Genomic DNA, 17,567 nt, shown 5'->3' with positions numbered 1-17,567 from the left:
AGGGGATGGGAATGGCGGCGACGATCACCGATAACCTGGCGCCCATCGCGGTGGCCGAACGCATCGAAGCGATGGACGTGCTGCGCGGCTTCGCGCTGCTGGGCATCCTGCTGATGAACATGGAGGGCTTCGTGGGGCCGGTGATGGCGTCGGGCACCGGCCTGGACCCGACGCTTGCGGGGATCGGCCGCATCGTCGACCTGCTGGTGTATGTGCTGGTGCAGGGCAAGTTCTACACGCTGTTCTCGCTGTTGTTCGGCATGGGCTTCGCGATCATGTCGCAGCGCGCCGAGCTGGCGGGCCGGCCGTTCGCCGGCGTGTACTGGCGACGGGGCCTGGTGCTGCTGGCCTTCGGCGCGATCCATGCCCTTTTCATCTGGGCCGGCGACATCCTGATGATGTACGCGCTGTGTTCCTTCCTGCTGCTTGCGTTCCGGCCAATGCCATACCGCTGGTATGTCGGCCTCGGCCTGGTCGCATATGCCATGCCGATCGGCTTCATGCTCCTGATGGGAGGCATGGGGTCGCTGTTGGACGGCACAGAGGGCTGGGACAAGGCGATGACCGAGATCGGCACGCAGATGCGGGCGCTGATCGACAGCGAGCGCATCGCGTACGGCAGTGGCAGCTATGCCGATGCCACCTGGCAACGCCTGAAGAGCACGGGCATGGCGCTCAGCAACATCACCATGTTCGGCTTCATCGCGTTCGGCCTGTTTTTGCTGGGCGCCTGGTTCGTGCGCAGTGGCGCCATCGCGCGGCCCGGAGAATTCCCGCGCATGTACGCGACCCTGCGCTGGGTGGCATGGCCGCTGGGGTTGCTGTCCATGCTGGGTTCGGTGGCGCTGGAACCGACGATGGATTTCGCCACGTTCAACCTGCGGGTGTCCACGGCGTTCACGCTGCAGATGCTGGCGAACCTGCTGATGTGCCTTGGCTATGTGGCCTGGGTGATGCGCGCGCTGGCCTCGGCGCCGTGGCAACGGCCGTTCGCCTGGCTGGCGCCGGCGGGGCGCATGGCGCTGACCAATTATCTGATGCAGTCGCTGGTGTGCACCTGGATCTTCTACGGCTATGGCCTGGGTCATTTCGAGCAGTTGCCGCGTGCATGGCAACCGGTGTTCGCGGTGGTGCTGTTCGGCCTGCAGGTGGCGTTGAGCCGGCTCTGGCTGTCGCGGTTCCGGTTCGGTCCCGTCGAATGGCTGTGGCGTTCGCTGACGTACGCGGAGCTGCAACCTTTGCGGCTTCGCGCAGGGTGAGAGCGACTAGACTGACAGGGTGGATATTCCCCGCGACGACGTCCTGATCATCGGTGGCGGTGCCATTGGCCTGGCGACCGCGCTGGCACTGCTCGAAGCAGGCCGGGGCGTGCGCGTGCTGGACGCCGCCCGCGTCGGCGGCGGCGCCTCGCATGGCAACTGCGGCACCATCACGCCCAGCCACGCGCCCCCCCTGGCCGCGCCGGGCGTGGTGGCACAGGCATTGCGGTGGATGTTCACGCCGGATGCGCCGCTCTACCTCAAGCCCCGCGTCGATCCCGCGCTGTGGCACTGGCTGCTGCGCTTCGCCGCCCGTTGCAACCTGCGCGACTGGCGTCGCAGCACGCAGGCGCGTGCCGCATTGCTCAATGACGCGCGGGCCCGGCTGACGGACTGGGTAGGCCGCTATCGACTGGAGTGTGAGTTCGAGGAGGAAGGACTCGACTACGTGTTCCGCGATCCACGCAGATTCCAGCGGTACGTGGATGAATGCGAGGCACTGGCGGAGTTCGGCATTGCCACGCAGGTGTTCGGAGGCAAGGATTACGAGCGCGAGGAGCCCGCCATGCTGCCTGGCGTCGCGGGCGCCATCCGGTTCCCCGGCGATGCGCGGCTGCGTCCGGACCGTTATGTGGCGGAACTCGCGCGCGCGGTGCGCGAGCGCGGGGGTGTCATCGAAGAACACTGTCGCGTGGAAAGGCTGGAAACGACTTCCACCGGCGTGCGGCTGGCAACGACGCAGGGCACGCGCGCGGGACATGATGCCGTCATCGCACTGGGAGCCTGGACGCCTGCGTTCGCGCGCACGCTGGGATTGAAGGCGCCCATCCAGCCAGGCAAGGGTTATTCGATCACCTACGCGCGGCCTCTGCGCGTGCCGCGTCACCCGATGGTGCTGAAGGATCGCTCGGTCTGCGTGACCGTGTGGGAAAGCGGCTTCCGGTTGGGCAGCACGATGGAATTCTCGGGCCTCGACGACACCCTCAACGAGACGCGGCTGGCTGCTCTCGAACGCGGCGCGCGCGAGTTCCTGCGTGAGCCCTTCGGTGCCGAAGTGCTCGAGCGCTGGTACGGGTGGCGCCCGATGACGTGGGATGATCTTCCGTTGCTGGGGCGCGCGCCCGGCCATCGTCACGTGTGGATGGCGGCGGGCCACGGCATGCTCGGCATCAGCATGAGCACGGCGACCGGCCAGCTGATGGCCGACCTGATGACGGGCCGCACCCCGGCTCTCGATCCCTTGCCCTACCGACCGGAGCGATTTGCATGAAGCCGCAGGAATTCGACCTGATCGTGTTGGGGGGCGGCTCGGGTGGCCTGGCCGGCGCATTCCGGGCGGCGTCGCATGGTGCGAAGGTGGCGTTGCTGGAACCCAGGGAACTGGGGGGCACCTGCGTCAACGTGGGTTGCGTACCCAAGAAGGCGATGTGGCTGGCGGCCGAACTGTCGCAGAAGATCGCCTTGGCATCATCGCTGGGCTTCGATGTCTCGCCGCCCGCGCTGGACTGGAAGGAGTTCATCGTCCATCGCCAGCGCTACATCGCCGGCATCCATGCCAGCTATCGCAAGCGGCTGGATGAAAGTGGCGTGGTGCTGATGCCTTGCCATGGCCGTTTCAGCGACGCGCACACCGTGGTCAACGCAGACGGCGTGGCGCTGCAAGGCAGGCAGGTGCTGATCGCGACAGGGGGCCGGCCATCACGACCGGAGATTCCTGGCGCTGGGCTCGGCATGGTCTCGGATGACTTCTTCAACCTGTGCGCGGCGCCTCCCCGCGTGACGATCGTGGGCGGTGGTTACGTCGCGGTCGAACTGGCCGGCGTGTTGCAGGCGCTGGGCAGCCAGGTGGAACTTTTCGTGCGCGGCCAACGGTTGTTGGACGGCTTCGACGAGCAGATCACCGCGGAGCTGGCGGATGACATGCGCCAGCACGGGGTGCGCCTGCATTTCGGACATGCCGTGGCAGCGCTGGAGGAGGCGTCCGGGGGCGGAGTGACGGTATTGGCGGTGGACGGAACGCGCAGCGAGCGCTTCGACGCGCTGATTTTCGCGACGGGGCGAACACCCAACACTTCCGGCATGGGCCTGGAGAAGGCGGGCGTGGCGATCGATGCACGCGGATTCGTCCAGGTGGACGCGTACCAGAACACCTCGGTCGCCGGGATCTGCGCCGTGGGCGACGTGACGGGACAGGCGGCACTGACGCCCGTGGCCATCGCGGCGGCACGTCGCCTGATGGATCGCGTGTTCGGTGGACAGGCCGATGCGAAGCTCGACTACCGCAACATCGCCACGGTGGTGTTCTCCCATCCGCCGGTCGGAAAAGTGGGCCTGACCGAAGCCGAGGCGCGTGCCTGCTTCGGCGAGCAGGTGAGCGTATATGCGACGCGCTTCAGGCCGATGCTGCATGCACTGGCCGATTCGCCGCAGCGCAGCCTGTTCAAGCTGGTCTGCACGGGCGACGACCGGCGCGTGGTCGGCCTGCATCTGCTGGGCGAGGGGGCCGACGAAATGCTGCAGGGGTTCGCGGTGGCGTTGAAGAAGGGCATCACCCTGGCCGACCTGCACGACACGATGGCCATCCATCCCACTAGCGCCGAGGAAGTGGTGCTCCTGCGCTGACGCCTGCCCCGGTGGGGGCGGCGATACAATGGCGGCATGGACACCTACACCCTGCATCGCGGCACGGCGCCGCTGCTCATCAGCCTGCCGCACCATGGCACCGCGCTGCCGGACGAACTCGCTGCGCGCATGACGACCGAGGCACGCCGCGTGCCGGATACTGACTGGCATGTCGCCGAGCTGTATGCCTTCGCGCGCGGACTCGGCGCATCGATCATCGTGCCTGCGTACTCGCGCTATGTGGTCGATCTCAACCGGCCCGAGGATGATGTCTCGCTCTATCCGGGCCAGAACACCACCGGCCTGTGCCCCGTCGTGCGTTTCAGCGGCGAGTCCGTCTACCTGCCGGGACAGGAGCCGATGCCGGAGGAGATCGCAGCACGCGTGGACACCTACTGGCGCCCCTATCATCGAGCCCTGCAGGCCGAGATCGCGCGCCTCCACGAAGCGCACGGGCGCGTCGTGTTGTGGGAAGGCCACTCCATCCGCAGCGAGGTGCCGTTCCTGTTCGAGGGTCGCCTGCCGGATTTCAATCTCGGTACCGCCGGTGGAGCGAGCTGTTCGCCGGGCCTGCAGCACGCGCTGGAAGGCGTGCTTGCGTCGCAGGTGGACTTCAGCTTCGTCGTGAATGGTCGATTCCGCGGCGGTTACATCACCCGCCACTACGCCGATGTCACCCGGGACATACAGGCGGTGCAGCTCGAACTGGCGCAGCTGAACTACATGGACGAAGACAGCTTCGCCTACCTGCCCGAGCGCGCCGGGCGCACGCAAGTGCTGATCCGTCGCCTGCTGGAATGCACGCTGGCGTGAAGCGGTCGCGATGACACAGCCGCAAGCGGAAGACGAACTGGCGCAGCCACTCGACGTGGCACCGGCCGAGGCAGTGGAAGCGCCGCAGGCGCGACCGGGCCTGCACGCGGTCAGCCGCTCCGGCCTGCTGCTCGCCGCCATGGGTGCCATCGCCTTTTCCGGCAAGGCGATCATCGTCAAGCTGGGCTATCGCTACGGTGCCGACGCGGTGACCTTGCTGGCGCTGCGCATGCTGGTCGCGTTCCCGTTCTTCCTGCTGATGGGGCTGTGGGCCGCGCGGCGTAGCGCGGCGCTGTCGAAGGGCGACCTGGGCAGAATCCTGCTGCTGGGTTTCCTCGGCTACTACCTGGCCAGTTTCCTCGATTTCGCGGGCCTGGCCTACATCACTGCCACGCTGGAGCGGTTGATCCTGTACCTCACGCCGACGTTGGTGGCACTGATCGGCTGGTTGGCGTTCCGCAAGCGCATCTCGCGCAGGCAGGCGTGGGCGCTGGGGGTCAGCTATGCCGGCGTGGCCCTGGCATTTGGCCATGACCTGCAGGCAGGCGGTTCCAACATCGCGCTCGGCAGCGTGCTGGTGTTCGGCAGTGCGCTGGCCTACGCGCTCTACCTCGTTGGCAGCGGTGAGGTGGTGGCGCGCGTCGGTGCGGTACGCCTGACGGCGTACGCCAGCAGTGTGGCCAGCGTGCTGTGCCTGCTCCAGTTCCTGCTGCTCCGGCCGCTCGGTGCGCTGGTGTTGCCGTGGGAGGTGTACGCGCTTTCGTTGGTCAATGGCACGCTATGTACGGTGTTGCCGGTGCTGGCGGTCATGATGGCGGTGGCCCGCATCGGCTCTGCACTCGCGGCGCAGGTCGGGATGATCGGGCCGGTGTCGACCATCGTGCTCAGCCTGTTGTTGCTGGGCGAGCCGATGGGTCCGTGGCAGATCGCGGGCACGGTGTTGGTGATGGCGGGTGTTTTCGTGGTGTCGCAGCAGAAGGCCATCGTGCGCTGAGCGCACACACCGGTCACGTGGCGGCGCTTGCGCGCGCGAGCCACTGCACCACATGGGTGAGAGCCTCGGCATGCGTGTCGCCGGCCAGGCGGCTTTCGCGGTGCAACTGCAGTTGGCGATGGGCACTGGTGCCTTCGTCGAGGATGCGCCAGAAGCGATCGATCTGCGGCCTGCATGCCAGGGCGTCGATGTCGCCGGCCAAGGCATCGAGCGTGTTGTCCAGCATCTCGCGCACCGATACCAGGCGCAGGCTGCCGAGGTCGATCAGCCCGGCATCGAAGCCATAGCGCTGCGCACGCCACAGGTTCTCCGCGACCACGGCCTGGTCGCCGGACCCCAGTTCCGCATGCAAGACCGGCCTGCGCTCCAGATGCCGTACCAGGCAGCGGAACAACTGCGCGATCGCCAATGCGTCACGCGGATCGGTACACGCGTCGGTGACACGCAGTTCCAGTGTCGGAAAGGCGAGCGAGGGCCGCAGTGCCCACCAAAGGAAGCTCGCATCCGGAATGGCGCGGCCGTCGACCATGCGCTGCACGTAGCGGTCGTATTCCGCCTGGTCGCGGAACAGCGGCGGCAGCCCGGTCCGCGGAATCTCCTGGTAGGCGGTCTGCCGGTATCCCATCAGTCCGGTGGCATGCCCCATCCAGAACGGTGACGATGTGCTGAAGGCCAGCAGCAGCGGCAGGAAAGGTTGCATGCGTGCCATCAGCGCGACGCGCGAGGAAGGATCGGCTGGTTGCACGTGCACATGCAGTCCGCACAGCAGGTTGCGGTGACCGAGCATCTGCAGCTCATCCATCACCTGGTCGTAGTGCGGCTTGTCGGTGCTGAGCTGCCCGCGCCATTGCGCCGAAGGATGCGTGCCGGCCGCCAGGATCCCCAGCCCATGCTTGCGCGCAACGCCACTCACGCTGCGACGCAATGCCAGCAGATCGGATTCCGCGTCAGAGGGGTCGTCGTGTACCCGGGTCTGCACTTCGACCTGGGTCTGCAGCATCTCGCTGCCGAAACGGTCCCCCAGCGCGTCGCGGCATTCCTCGAAGAAGCGGCGTGGCATGTGCCGCAGGCGCCGGCCGTTGCTGCGCACGAGGAAGTACTCTTCCTCGAGTCCGAAGGTGTAAGGGTGGGCTCCGTGCGGTGGTGTCTGCGCCATGTCCGCGTTATCTCACCGGGAGGGTGAACGGCATGTTGAACCGCACCCGCCATGGCGCCGCTATCGCGGGTGAAGAGGCCGCAGGTGCGGCCCCGGACAATCGATCGCCGCCGGGACTCAGACTTCGAGGGAAGCCAGGTCGCCCTTCGCTTCCAGCCACGTCTTGCGGTCGCCCGCCCGCTTCTTGGCCAGCAGCATGTCCATCAGGCCGTGCGTCTGCAGGCTGTCGTCCACGGTCAGCTGCACCAGCCGCCGCGTATCGGGGTGGATGGTGGATTCGCGCAACTGGGCGGGGTTCATTTCGCCGAGACCCTTGAAGCGGGTCGTGTTGACCTGGCCGCGGATCTTCTCGCGCTCGATCTTCTCCAGCAGCAGGCGTTTCTCTTCCTCGTCCAGCGCATAGAACACCTGCTTGCCCACATCCACGCGAAACAGCGGCGGCATGGCGACGAACACGTGGCCCGCCTGCACCAGCGCCGGGAAATGGCGCAGAAACAGGGCGGCCAGGAGCGTAGCGATGTGGAGGCCGTCGGAGTCGGCGTCGGCCAGGATCACGACCTTGCCGTAGCGCAGCCCGCTGATGTCGTCCTTGCCGGGATCGCAGCCGATGGCGATGGCGAGGTTGTGCACTTCGTCGGAAGCGAGCACCGACGTGCTGGCGACTTCCCAGGTGTTCAGAATCTTGCCGCGCAACGGCAGGATGGCCTGGAAATCCTTGTCGCGCGCCTGCTTGGCGCTGCCGCCTGCGGAGTCGCCTTCCACCAGGAACAGCTCCGTGCGCGACAGGTCCTGGCTGATGCAGTCGGCCAGCTTGCCGGGCAGGGCGGGGCCCTGGGTGACCTTCTTGCGGATGACCTGCTTCTCGGTCTTCAGGCGCGCACTGGCGCGCTCGATGGCGATCTGCGCGATCTTCTCGCCCAGCTCGACGTGCTGGTTCAGCCACAGGCTGAAGGCATCGTGGGCGGCGCCTTCGATGAAGCCGGCGGCCTGGCGCGACGACAGGCGTTCCTTGGTCTGGCCACTGAACTGCGGATCGGTCATCTTCAGCGACAGCACGAAGGCCACGCGGTCCCACACATCTTCCGGCGCCAGTTTCACGCCGCGCGGCAGCAGGTTGCGGAAATCGCAGAACTCGCGCAACGCATCGGTCAGGCCGCTGCGCAGGCCGTTCACATGCGTGCCGTGCTGCGCAGTGGGGATCAGGTTGACGTAGCTTTCCTGCACCAGTTCACCTTCCGGCACCCAGGCCACGGCCCAGTCGACGACCTCGCTGTCCTTCTTCAACTGGCCGACGAAGATGTCCGGCGGCAGCAGTTCGCGGCCCGCCATTTCGCCCCGCAGGTAATCGCGCAGGCCGTCCTCGTAATGCCAGCTGTCGCGCTCACCGCTGGCTTCGTCGAACAGGGTGACATTCAGGCCGGGGCAGAGCACCGCCTTGGCGCGCAGCAGGTGCTTGAGCGCGCGCACGTTGAATTTGGGCGTGTCGAAATACTTGGGATCGGCCCAGAAGCGCACGCGGGTGCCGGTGTTCTTCTTGCCCACGCTGCCGACGACTTCCAGCGGCGAGGCGCGGTCGCCGTTGCGGAAGGTGATGCGGTGCTCGCTGCCGTCGCGCTTGATGTGCACTTCCACCAGGGTGGACAGCGCGTTGACCACGCTGACACCCACGCCATGCAGGCCGCCGGAGAAGGTGTAGTTCTTGTTGCTGAACTTGCCGCCCGCATGCAGCCGGGTGAGGATCAGTTCCACGCCCGGGATCTTCTCTTCGGGATGGATGTCCACCGGCATGCCGCGACCGTCGTCGCTGACTTCGCAGCTGCCATCCTTGAATAGCGTGACTTCGATGCTGCCGGCGTGTCCGGCCAGCGCCTCGTCCACTGCGTTGTCGATGACTTCCTGCGCCAGATGGTTCGGGCGCGAAGTGTCCGTGTACATGCCCGGGCGGCGCTTGACGGGGTCAAGGCCGGAGAGGACTTCGATGTCGGCGGCGTTGTAGCGACTGCTCATGGGGTTTTCAGGTTCTCGGTGCGGCGGCGCGGCGCCATGGACGCCGCAGGATGACGTGATGGTGGGGACAGTCGACCCGAAGGTCGTCGCAGGCCACGCGACGCGCCCTGTTCCCGTCCGGAATCCCGGACCGGGCGGCAGTGTGCGGCCAGTGCGGCTTTTTTGCCATGTTCAGTCCAGGGCCGGGCAGGGCGCAGTACGCTTGCGGCGTGGACATGGAAGCCCTTGCGGGCGCCATCCGGTGCCCCCAGATTCCCGCCATCCCACGAGGAGCATTCCCATGAAGTCGCGCAACCTGTTGCTGCTCTCCGCCGCCCTCGCCGGCGCGCTGTTCGCGGTCCATGCGTTCGCCCAGTCCAAGGCGGGCGCCGATGCCGACAAGCCGAAGCAGGACCAGTCCCAGACCAGTGATCCGTCCGACCCCGACGCCAAGGCGCGCCGCCGTGCCGCCAACGAGGCCGCTGCCAAGCGCAAGGCCGCCGAGGGCCAGCAGAAGAAGGCGGGCGAGGAAGAGGAAGAGCGCAAGCCCTGACCTTCCGCAGATCCGTCGAAACCCTTGCGTCGCAAGGGTTTCGTGGCTCATCACTGATGGCAGACGCCCCGCTCCGGCGGGGCGTCGCGCTTCCGGGCGACACGTGTTGCCTGTAGACTATGGCTTTCCGGAGCCCCGCCCATGACTCCCCTGATTTTCGTTACCGGCGGCGTTGTGTCCTCGCTAGGCAAGGGCATCGCCGCCGCTTCGCTTGCGTCCATTCTCGAAGCACGTGGCCTGAAGGTCACGATGATGAAGCTGGACCCCTACATCAACGTCGACCCGGGCACCATGAGCCCGTTCCAGCACGGCGAGGTGTACGTCACCGATGACGGCGCCGAGACCGATCTGGATCTCGGCCATTACGAGCGCTTCGTGCGCACGCGCCTGAGCCGCAAGAATTCCGTCACCACCGGCCGGATCTACGAGAACGTGATCCGCAAGGAGCGTCGCGGCGACTACCTGGGCGCCACCGTCCAGGTGATTCCGCACATCACCGACGAGATCCGCCGCTGCATCGACGAGGCTACCGAAGGCTTCGACGTGGCGCTGGTGGAAATCGGCGGCACGGTCGGCGACATCGAATCGCTTCCATTCCTGGAGGCCATCCGCCAGATCCGCACCGAGCGCGGTCCCGAGAAGGCCCTCTTCATGCACCTGACGCTGGTGCCGTACGTGGCGGCCGCGGGCGAGCTGAAGACCAAGCCCACGCAGCATTCGGTGAAGGAACTGCGGTCGATCGGCATCCAGCCCGACGTGTTGCTGTGCCGGTCGGAGCAGCCGATCCCGGATTCCGAGCGCCGCAAGATTTCGCTGTTCACCAACGTGCCCGAGCGCGCCGTGATCAGCGTCCCGGACGTCGACGTGCTGTACCGCATTCCGATGGGCCTGCACGGGCAGGGCCTGGACGAGATCGTCCTGCGCCAGTTCCGCATCGAAAGCGCCAAGTCCGCGGATCTTTCCGAGTGGGAAGCGGCGGTCGACGCCACGCTCAATCCGCTGGACGAAGTGACCATCGCCGTGGTCGGCAAGTACGTCGACCACCAGGATGCGTACAAATCGGTCGGCGAGGCGCTCAAGCACGGTGGCCTGCGCCAGCGTACCCGCGTCAATCTCAAGTGGATCGAAGCCCAGGAACTCGAAGGCACCGACATGGCCCTGCTGCAGGGCGTGGACGGCATCCTGGTGCCGGGCGGTTTCGGCGACCGGGGTTTCGAAGGCAAGGTGCTGACCTCGCGCTTCGCGCGCGAGCAGAAGCTCCCTTACTTCGGCATCTGCTATGGCATGCAGGCGGCGGTCGTGGATTACGCACGCCATGTGGCCGGCCTGACGGACGCCAACAGTACCGAGAACGACAAGCAGTCGCCGCACCCCGTGATCGGTCTGATCACCGAATGGCGCACCGCGACGGGTGACGTGGAGAAGCGCGACGAACGCTCCGACCTGGGCGGCACCATGCGCCTGGGCCTGCAGGAGCAGCGCCTGAAGCCTGGCACGCTGGCGCGCGAGCTCTACGGCAAGGACGTGGTGGCCGAGCGCCATCGCCACCGTTACGAGTTCAACAACCGCTACCGCACGCAACTGGAAGACGCCGGTCTGGTCATCGCCGCCAAGTCGATGGACGACCTGCTGGTGGAGATGGTGGAACTGCCGCGCAGCGTGCACCCGTGGTTCCTGGCCTGCCAGGCGCACCCGGAGTTCCTGTCCACGCCGCGCGATGGCCATCCGCTGTTCGTCGGCTTCATCCGCGCCGCGCGCGAGAAGAAGGCCGGCGGCAAGCTGTTGAAGGAAGCGCGGGCTTGAAGGCTTGTTCCTTCTCCCTCCGGGAGAAGGTGCCCCGAAGGGGCGGATGAGGGTACGGCGAAGTCCGGGATGTTCCAGCCTTGCTGATTCCGCCGTACCCTCACCCCAACCCCTCTCCCGGGGGGAGAGGGGCTCTGACCAAAGGTGAATGCATGAAACTCTGTGGTTTTGACGTCGGCCTGGACCAGCCCCTTTTCCTGATCGCCGGCCCGTGCGTGATCGAGTCGATGCAGTTGCAGATCGATGTCGCCGGCCGCCTGAAGGAAATCACCGGCAAGCTGGGGATGAACTTCATCTTCAAGTCCAGCTTCGACAAGGCCAACCGCACCTCCGGCACCAGCTTCCGTGGTCCCGGCATGGAGGAAGGCCTGAAGGTGCTCGACGCCGTGAAGAAGCAGGTCGGCGTGCCGGTGCTCACGGATGTGCACGAATACACGCCGATGGACGAAGTCGCGGCCGTCGTTGACGTGCTGCAGACGCCCGCTTTTCTGGTCCGCCAGACCGACTTCATCCGGAAGGTCTGCGCCGCCGGCAAGCCGGTCAACATCAAGAAGGGCCAGTTCCTGTCGCCGTGGGACATGAAGCCGGTCGTCGACAAGGCCAAGTCCACGGGCAACCAGGACATCATGGTCTGCGAGCGCGGAGCGTCCTTCGGCTACAACAACCTGGTCAGCGACATGCGCTCGCTGAGCGTGATGCGCGATACCGGATGCCCGGTGGTGTTCGATGCGACCCATTCGGTGCAGTTGCCGGGCGGGCAGGGCACCAGCTCCGGCGGCCAGCGCGAATTCGTGCCGGTGCTGGCGCGTGCGGCGGTTGCCGTGGGCGTGGCCGGCCTGTTTGCCGAAACCCATCCCGACCCGGCCAAGGCCCTGTCCGACGGCCCGAATGCCTGGCCGCTGGACAAGATGGAAGCGCTGCTGGAAACCCTGCTGGCGCTGGACGGCATCACCAAGAAGAACGGGTTCCTGGAGAGCTCGGTCTGATGGGATCGGCGAGCGGTCTATCCTGGGCGGTGCGGACGGCATCCGTAGGCCTGTTACTGACTTTCGCAGGGGTTCCGTTTCGCGCGGAAGCATGCAGGACGATCCCGCCCATGCGCGCGCCGCCGATCGCTGAGCTGGTGCAGACGTCGGACGTGGTCGCCATCGTCCATGTCGATCGCATCCATCCACTGACAGCCGAGGAAGCCGCCTTCACCGAGCGCATCTTCAGTGATCCGCCGTTGAACGTACCGATCCGCCTGCCGAGCCAGTCCGCCGATGTCACCGTGATGCGCAGCCTGAAGGGAACGGTCCCCAAAGGTGCGCGCATCGGCAGCGGCACCACAAGTTGCGATGTCGTGCTGATGGAAGGGCGCGATTACCTTATCTTTGCCCAGACGACGGCTGAGTCCGGCGACAAGATCGAGCCTCGTTACGGCACGTTTATTATCGACCAGGGCCCCGAGAGCCTTGCCGCCTTGGCGGAAGTCGAACATTCCCTCTCATCCTCCAATCCGACCCCACCATGACCAACATCGCCAAGATCCACGCCCGCGAAATCCTCGATTCCCGCGGCAATCCCACCCTCGAAGCCGAGGTCACGCTGGACGACGGTTCCTTCGGTCGCGCGATGGTGCCGTCCGGCGCCTCGACCGGCACCAAGGAAGCGGTCGAACTGCGTGATGGCGACAAGACGCGTTACCTGGGCAAGGGCGTCCGCAAGGCGGTGGAAAACGTCAACGGCCCCATCGCCAACGCGCTGCATGGTTTCGACGCCACCGACCAGGAAGGCCTGGACCGCCGCCTGATCGATCTGGACGGCACCGAGAACAAGGGTCGCCTGGGCGCGAATGCGCTGCTGGGTGTGTCGCTGGCCAACGCGCATGCGGTGGCGGCGTCGAAGAAGATCCCGCTGTGGCAGCACCTCGCCAACGGCAACGACGTCACCCTGCCGGTGCCGATGATGAACATCATCAACGGCGGCGCGCATGCCGACAACAACGTGGACTTCCAGGAGTTCATGGTGCTGCCGGTCGGTTTCGATTCGTTCGCCGAATCGCTGCGTGCCGGCACCGAGATCTTCCACTCGCTGAAGTCGGTGCTGAAGGGCCACGGCCTGAGTACGGCGGTTGGCGACGAAGGTGGCTTCGCACCCGACTTCCGCAGCAACGTGGAAGCGCTGGACACCATCCTCGAGGCTATCGGCAAGGCCGGCTACACCGCTGGCGAAGACGTGCTGCTGGGCCTGGACGTGGCCTCCAGCGAGTTCTTCGACAACGGCAAGTACCATCTGGTGGGCGAGAACAAGCGCCTGACCAGCGAGCAGTTCGTCGACTTCCTCGCGGACTGGGCCGCGCAGTACCCCATCATCACCATCGAGGATGGCCTGGCCGAGGACGACTGGGCGGGCTGGAAGCTGCTGACCGACCGGATCGGCAAGAAGGTGCAGCTGGTCGGCGACGACCTGTTCGTCACCAACCCGAAGATCTTCAAGGAAGGCATCGAGTCCGGCACCGCCAACGCCATCCTGATCAAGGTCAACCAGATCGGCACGCTCAGCGAAACGCTGGAAGCCATCGCGATGGCGCACCACGCCAACTACGCGTCGGTCGTCTCGCACCGCTCCGGCGAAACCGAGGACACCACCATCGCCGACATCGCGGTGGCCACCACGGCCACGCAGATCAAGACCGGTTCGCTGTGCCGCAGCGACCGCGTGGCCAAGTACAACCAGCTGCTGCGCATCGAAGAAGCGCTGGGCGGCAAGGCGCGCTATGCCGGTCGAAACGCCTTCGTGTCGCTGAAGAAGTAATCCATGCGCAAGGCGCCCTGGTTGCTGCTGGTGCTCGTACTGCTGCTGGGATGGCTGCAGTACAAGTTCTGGTTCGGCGTGGGCAGTTCCGGCCAGGTCGTCGCGCTGGAGCAGCAGGTCGAGGCGCAGAAGCGCGAAAACGCCGGTCTGCAGGAGCGCAACGACGCCCTCGCCGCCGAAGTCGAGGACCTCAAGTCGGGCGAGTCGGCGGTGGAGGAGCGCGCGCGCAGCGAGCTGGGCATGATCAAGCCGGGCGAGAAGTTCTACCGCGTGGTCGAACCGGCGGCGCCGACACCGGTCGCGACCAGTGACGAGGCGGGAAGCGACAGTGATGTCGCGGAGCCCGTTCCCTGATGGCCCGCATCTGGGCCGTCGTGCCTGCCGCCGGACGCGGTACACGCTTCGGCGGCGAGCTTCCCAAGCAGTATCTCGTTGTCGATGGCGCGCCCCTGATTGCGCATACGCTGGCGGCCCTGTTCGCGCATGACGCGGTGGAGGGTGCGGTGGTGCCGGTCTCCGAGAACGACCCGGACTGGCCGCGCTGGACCGAGTTCGCGGGCAAACCGGTGCGCGCCTGTATCGGGGGTGCGAGCCGTGCGGCGTCCGTGTTGGCCGGCCTGCAGTCGCTGCCGGGCGATGTGCGCGCGGATGACTTCGTGCTGGTACACGACGCCGCGCGTCCGAACCTGTCGCTCGCAGACCTGTCGCAGCTGCTGGAGCGCGGCCGCAACGATCCGGTCGGCGCCATCCTCGCCGCCCCCGTGCGCGACACGTTGAAGCGTGCGGGCGACGATGGCGGCATCGACGCCACCGAGCCGCGCGAGCGGCTGTGGCGGGCCTTCACCCCGCAGTTGTTCCGCCGCCTGCAGCTGACCCGTGCTTTGGAGGCCGCCACGGCCGACGGTGTGGAAGTCACCGACGAAGCGATGGCGATGGAACGCCTGGGCCTGCGGCCGTTGCTGGTGGAAGGCTCCGAAAGCAATTTCAAGATCACCACGCCGGCGGACCTGGCGCGGTTCGCCTACGAACTGGCACAACGCGATCGCTGACGCCGAACCGGGAACGACATGTCCGACTCATTGAACATCCGCATCGGGCAGGGCTTCGATGTGCACGCCTTCGGCGACGGCGACCATGTCATGCTCGGGGGCGTGCGCGTGCCCCATGAACGCGGCGTGCTCGCGCACAGCGATGGTGACGTGGTGCTGCATGCGCTGTGCGACGCCATGCTGGGCGCGCTGGCGCTGGGCGATATCGGCCTGCACTTCCCGCCGTCGGATGACCGCTGGAAAGGGGCGGACAGCCGCGCATTCGTACGCCATTGCAACGCCCTCATCGGCGGGCGGGGCTGGCGCGTCGGCAACGCCGACGTCACCGTGATCTGCGAGCGGCCGAAGGTCGGCCCGCATGCCGGTGCGATGCGGGCATGCGTGGCGGAAGACCTGGGCGTCGATACCGATGCCATCAGCATCAAGGCCACCACCACCGAGACGCTGGGGTTCACCGGTCGCGGCGAGGGCATCGCGGCGCAGGCGGTCGTGCTGCTGGTGAAGGCGTGAGCGAAGAGCTGCCCCGTGCGTTCGGCGCATCCGTGCTGTCCGCGACCATGCGCAACGCGCCGGAAGACTTCTTCGTGGAGGAATTGCCCGGCTTCGCGCCTTCCGGCGAGGGTGAGCACCTGCTGCTGACCGTCGAGAAGCGCGGCATGAACACCCAGTTCGCGGCCAAGCGCATCGCCGCATGGGCGGGCATCGCGGAGATGGGCGTGGGGTATGCGGGCCTGAAGGATCGGCACGCGGTCACGCGACAGCGTTTCAGCGTCCATCTGCCGCGCAAGACGGCGCCCGATCTGGCGGCTCTTGCCTCCGACGATCTGGCGGTGATCGAGTCGACCTGGCATTCGCGCAAGCTCCCGCGCGGAGCCTTGGCGGGCAATCGCTTCGAGCTGGTGCTGCGCGATGTCGTTGGCGATGCCGGGGCCATTGAGGCGCGATTGCGCGACATCGCCCTGCATGGCCTCCCGAACTGGTTCGGCGAACAGCGATTCGGTCGCGACGGCGGCAATGTCGCGGCGGCATTGGCGATGTTCGCGGGTCGGCGGGTGCGTCGCGAACAACGCTCGATACTGCTGTCGGCGGCGCGTTCGGCCTTGTTCAACCGGGTGCTGGCGGCCCGGATCGCCGATGGCAGCTGGAATCGGGGGCTGGAGGGCGAAGTCTGGACGCTGGCGGGCAGCCGCAGCGTGTTCGGGCCGGAACCCTGGAGCGATGCGCTGGCACAGCGGCTGGCCGGTTTCGACATCCATCCCTCCGGTCCGTTGTGGGGCCAGGGAGAGCCGCGTGTGCAGGCTGCGGCACGCCTTTGCGAGGAGCGCGCGCTGCAGGGGGATGATGCGGCCGCGATGCGGGCCGGGCTGGAGCGCGAAGGGCTGAAGCAGGAGCGGCGTGCGTTGCGATTGCGGCCCGACGGGCTGGCCTGGCAATGGCTGTCGACCGATGTGCTGCGGTTGGCATTCGCCTTGCCGCCGGGGAGTTACGCGACGGCGGTGCTCCACGAACTGGGTTCGACGCGGGATGCGTCGCAGCCGCAAGACCGTCCGTCGGAACGCGCCTGAAGACACTGGAAGCGCCGTCCAGCAGGCGTATAAGCGGAAACAGGCGTCGCCAGCGACGTGCCGGCTGCAGACCGCTGGAGGGCGCCCCACAGGTTCTTTCCACACGCCGGAGGGTCGCCATGAACACCATGCTTCGCCTTGCAGTTGTGTTGTCCGTCTGCGCCTTGCTGGCCGCATGCGCCAGTACGCGTGGAACCGCCAGTTCGCCGCCGCCCGCCCAGCGTCAATTGACCGCCGAGCAGCAGTACATCGCCTATGTCGAGCGGATCGCCAAGCGTCGTGGCATCCACCTGACGTGGGTGAATCCCCCGCGGATCGAGGACAGCACTGCCAACAAGCAGTGAGTCTGGCCCCAGAGTGGTCGACGCCCATGCCTGTCGGAGCGGCGGCAGGGGCGTCCTGATCAGCTGCGGCTTCGTGCCAGCAATACCAGGACCGCGCCCGTGCCGCCCTGCGCGGGCGGTGCCGAATGGAACGCCAGCACGTCCGCGCGCTGGCGCAATACCCGGTCCACGAGATTCTTCAATACCGGTGCATCGCCTTCGGAGCGCTGGCCCTTGCCATGGATCACGCGCACGCAGCCATGGTCATGCGCATGCGCTTCCGCGAAGAACCGGCGTAGCAGGCCCTCCGCCTGCAGCGCGGTGGCGCCATGCAGGTCCAGCTCGTCCTGCACCGAGAACTGCCCACGCTTGAGGCGCTGGAAAGCACGCGGCGAAAGCACCTCGCGGCGGTAGCTCAATACATCACCGGCGGCGCGTACATCCAGGGATTCCATGCCACGCTGGAACTCGCCAAGTGCTTCGTGCTCGTCGCGATCGGCCATGCGCGCCGAAGGCTTCGGCGGCGCCTTGCGTGGCGGTGGCGGCGCTTCCTCCAGTCGCCGCACCTCGCCGATCGCATCGCGGAACAGCGCGGCGTCATCGTCGTCGGGAGGCGTGGGGCGGGACATGTCGCCAGCGTAGCGGCAT

Annotated in this window: 18 protein-coding genes; 15 read left to right on the top strand and 3 right to left on the bottom strand. The window is 66.8% G+C overall.

What is annotated here, in order from left to right; all coding sequences use genetic code 11:
* Positions 1–11 precede the first annotated feature (11 nt).
* Genes ACIPRS_RS11710 through ACIPRS_RS11690 form a run of 5 tightly spaced genes read left to right on the top strand, consistent with a single transcriptional unit; the run spans position 12 to position 5,688 of the window.
* On the top strand, positions 12–1,259 hold the full coding sequence (locus ACIPRS_RS11710) for a DUF418 domain-containing protein (RefSeq protein ID WP_446538670.1): 1,248 nt from the start codon (positions 12–14) through the stop codon (positions 1,257–1,259).
* A 19-nt stretch (positions 1,260–1,278) separates the two neighbouring features.
* Positions 1,279–2,529 (top strand): NAD(P)/FAD-dependent oxidoreductase, encoded by a 1,251-nt coding sequence (locus tag ACIPRS_RS11705; protein WP_446538669.1) that lies wholly within the window; start codon positions 1,279–1,281, stop codon positions 2,527–2,529.
* Positions 2,526–3,881: a glutathione-disulfide reductase gene (gorA, locus tag ACIPRS_RS11700; protein WP_446538668.1), complete on the top strand. Its 1,356-nt coding sequence runs from the start codon at positions 2,526–2,528 to the stop codon at positions 3,879–3,881. The genes ACIPRS_RS11705 and gorA overlap by 4 nt, the downstream gene beginning before the upstream one ends.
* Positions 3,882–3,917: 36 nt before the next feature.
* Positions 3,918–4,694 (top strand): N-formylglutamate deformylase, encoded by a 777-nt coding sequence (gene hutG, locus ACIPRS_RS11695; protein WP_446538667.1) that lies wholly within the window; start codon positions 3,918–3,920, stop codon positions 4,692–4,694.
* 10 nt (positions 4,695–4,704) lie between these two features.
* The gene (locus ACIPRS_RS11690) at positions 4,705–5,688 is read left to right on the top strand and encodes a DMT family transporter (RefSeq protein ID WP_446538666.1); all 984 of its coding nucleotides are present in this window, start codon (positions 4,705–4,707) and stop codon (positions 5,686–5,688) included.
* 13 nt (positions 5,689–5,701) lie between these two features.
* Here ACIPRS_RS11690 and ACIPRS_RS11685 read toward each other — a convergent pair whose 3' ends face one another.
* Positions 5,702–6,844, bottom strand: a complete 1,143-nt coding sequence (locus ACIPRS_RS11685; protein WP_446538665.1) for a carboxylate-amine ligase — start codon at positions 6,842–6,844, stop codon at positions 5,702–5,704.
* Between the two features lie 117 nt (positions 6,845–6,961).
* Complete coding sequence (gene parE / locus ACIPRS_RS11680; protein WP_192201568.1) at positions 6,962–8,851, bottom strand: DNA topoisomerase IV subunit B; 1,890 nt, start codon at positions 8,849–8,851, stop codon at positions 6,962–6,964.
* Positions 8,852–9,131: 280 nt separating this feature from the next.
* Here parE and ACIPRS_RS11675 point away from each other — a divergent pair, with 280 nt between their 5' ends.
* From ACIPRS_RS11675 to ACIPRS_RS11630, 10 genes are all read left to right on the top strand, one after another.
* Positions 9,132–9,383 (top strand): hypothetical protein, encoded by a 252-nt coding sequence (locus ACIPRS_RS11675; protein ID WP_446538664.1) that lies wholly within the window; start codon positions 9,132–9,134, stop codon positions 9,381–9,383.
* Positions 9,384–9,524: 141 nt separating this feature from the next.
* A complete protein-coding gene (locus tag ACIPRS_RS11670) occupies positions 9,525–11,186 on the top strand; it encodes a CTP synthase (protein ID WP_446538663.1) in 1,662 nt (553 codons plus the stop codon).
* A gap of 152 nt (positions 11,187–11,338) precedes the next feature.
* Positions 11,339–12,172, top strand: coding sequence for a 3-deoxy-8-phosphooctulonate synthase (gene kdsA, locus ACIPRS_RS11665; protein ID WP_446538662.1), 834 nt, complete (start codon positions 11,339–11,341; stop codon positions 12,170–12,172).
* A 110-nt stretch (positions 12,173–12,282) separates the two neighbouring features.
* The gene (locus ACIPRS_RS11660) at positions 12,283–12,699 is read left to right on the top strand and encodes a hypothetical protein (protein WP_446538661.1); all 417 of its coding nucleotides are present in this window, start codon (positions 12,283–12,285) and stop codon (positions 12,697–12,699) included.
* Positions 12,696–13,982 (top strand): phosphopyruvate hydratase, encoded by a 1,287-nt coding sequence (gene eno, locus ACIPRS_RS11655; protein ID WP_446538660.1) that lies wholly within the window; start codon positions 12,696–12,698, stop codon positions 13,980–13,982. The genes ACIPRS_RS11660 and eno overlap by 4 nt, the downstream gene beginning before the upstream one ends.
* A 3-nt stretch (positions 13,983–13,985) precedes the next feature.
* On the top strand, positions 13,986–14,336 hold the full coding sequence (gene ftsB, locus ACIPRS_RS11650; protein WP_446538659.1) for a cell division protein FtsB: 351 nt from the start codon (positions 13,986–13,988) through the stop codon (positions 14,334–14,336).
* Entirely contained in the window at positions 14,336–15,031 is a 696-nt protein-coding gene (gene ispD, locus ACIPRS_RS11645) for a 2-C-methyl-D-erythritol 4-phosphate cytidylyltransferase (protein ID WP_446538658.1), read from the top strand. Before ftsB ends, ispD begins: the two co-directional genes overlap by 1 nt.
* A gap of 18 nt (positions 15,032–15,049) precedes the next feature.
* Entirely contained in the window at positions 15,050–15,541 is a 492-nt protein-coding gene (gene ispF / locus ACIPRS_RS11640) for a 2-C-methyl-D-erythritol 2,4-cyclodiphosphate synthase (protein ID WP_446538657.1), read from the top strand.
* Positions 15,538–16,596, top strand: a complete 1,059-nt coding sequence (gene truD / locus ACIPRS_RS11635) for a tRNA pseudouridine(13) synthase TruD (protein WP_446538656.1) — start codon at positions 15,538–15,540, stop codon at positions 16,594–16,596. Before ispF ends, truD begins: the two co-directional genes overlap by 4 nt.
* A 119-nt stretch (positions 16,597–16,715) precedes the next feature.
* Positions 16,716–16,940: a hypothetical protein gene (locus ACIPRS_RS11630; protein ID WP_192201560.1), complete on the top strand. Its 225-nt coding sequence runs from the start codon at positions 16,716–16,718 to the stop codon at positions 16,938–16,940.
* Between the two features lie 59 nt (positions 16,941–16,999).
* Here ACIPRS_RS11630 and ACIPRS_RS11625 read toward each other — a convergent pair whose 3' ends face one another.
* Complete coding sequence (locus ACIPRS_RS11625; protein WP_446538655.1) at positions 17,000–17,548, bottom strand: Smr/MutS family protein; 549 nt, start codon at positions 17,546–17,548, stop codon at positions 17,000–17,002.
* Positions 17,549–17,567: the final 19 nt, after the last annotated feature.

This window comes from Pseudoxanthomonas sp. LARHCG66 (assembly GCF_052871755.1).
The sequence above is the reverse complement of the archived record's forward strand: the minus strand, read 5'-3'. Positions and strand labels throughout refer to the sequence as shown.

Bases quoted from the DNA above. Each gene is read 5' to 3' on its own strand.
- ACIPRS_RS11710 (WP_446538670.1), top strand. From the start codon at position 12: ATGGCGGCGACGATCACCGATAACCTGGCGCCCATCGCGGTGGCCGAA.
- gorA (WP_446538668.1), top strand. From the start codon at position 2,526: ATGAAGCCGCAGGAATTCGACCTGATCGTGTTGGGGGGCGGCTCGGGT.
- hutG (WP_446538667.1), top strand. From the start codon at position 3,918: ATGGACACCTACACCCTGCATCGCGGCACGGCGCCGCTGCTCATCAGC.
- ACIPRS_RS11690 (WP_446538666.1), top strand. From the start codon at position 4,705: ATGACACAGCCGCAAGCGGAAGACGAACTGGCGCAGCCACTCGACGTG.
- ACIPRS_RS11685 (WP_446538665.1), bottom strand. From the start codon at position 6,844: ATGGCGCAGACACCACCGCACGGAGCCCACCCTTACACCTTCGGACTC.
- parE (WP_192201568.1), bottom strand. From the start codon at position 8,851: ATGAGCAGTCGCTACAACGCCGCCGACATCGAAGTCCTCTCCGGCCTT.
- ACIPRS_RS11675 (WP_446538664.1), top strand. From the start codon at position 9,132: ATGAAGTCGCGCAACCTGTTGCTGCTCTCCGCCGCCCTCGCCGGCGCG.
- ACIPRS_RS11670 (WP_446538663.1), top strand. From the start codon at position 9,525: ATGACTCCCCTGATTTTCGTTACCGGCGGCGTTGTGTCCTCGCTAGGC.
- kdsA (WP_446538662.1), top strand. From the start codon at position 11,339: ATGAAACTCTGTGGTTTTGACGTCGGCCTGGACCAGCCCCTTTTCCTG.
- ACIPRS_RS11660 (WP_446538661.1), top strand. From the start codon at position 12,283: ATGCGCGCGCCGCCGATCGCTGAGCTGGTGCAGACGTCGGACGTGGTC.
- eno (WP_446538660.1), top strand. From the start codon at position 12,696: ATGACCAACATCGCCAAGATCCACGCCCGCGAAATCCTCGATTCCCGC.
- ftsB (WP_446538659.1), top strand. From the start codon at position 13,986: ATGCGCAAGGCGCCCTGGTTGCTGCTGGTGCTCGTACTGCTGCTGGGA.
- ispD (WP_446538658.1), top strand. From the start codon at position 14,336: ATGGCCCGCATCTGGGCCGTCGTGCCTGCCGCCGGACGCGGTACACGC.
- ispF (WP_446538657.1), top strand. From the start codon at position 15,050: ATGTCCGACTCATTGAACATCCGCATCGGGCAGGGCTTCGATGTGCAC.
- ACIPRS_RS11630 (WP_192201560.1), top strand. From the start codon at position 16,716: ATGAACACCATGCTTCGCCTTGCAGTTGTGTTGTCCGTCTGCGCCTTG.
- ACIPRS_RS11625 (WP_446538655.1), bottom strand. From the start codon at position 17,548: ATGTCCCGCCCCACGCCTCCCGACGACGATGACGCCGCGCTGTTCCGC.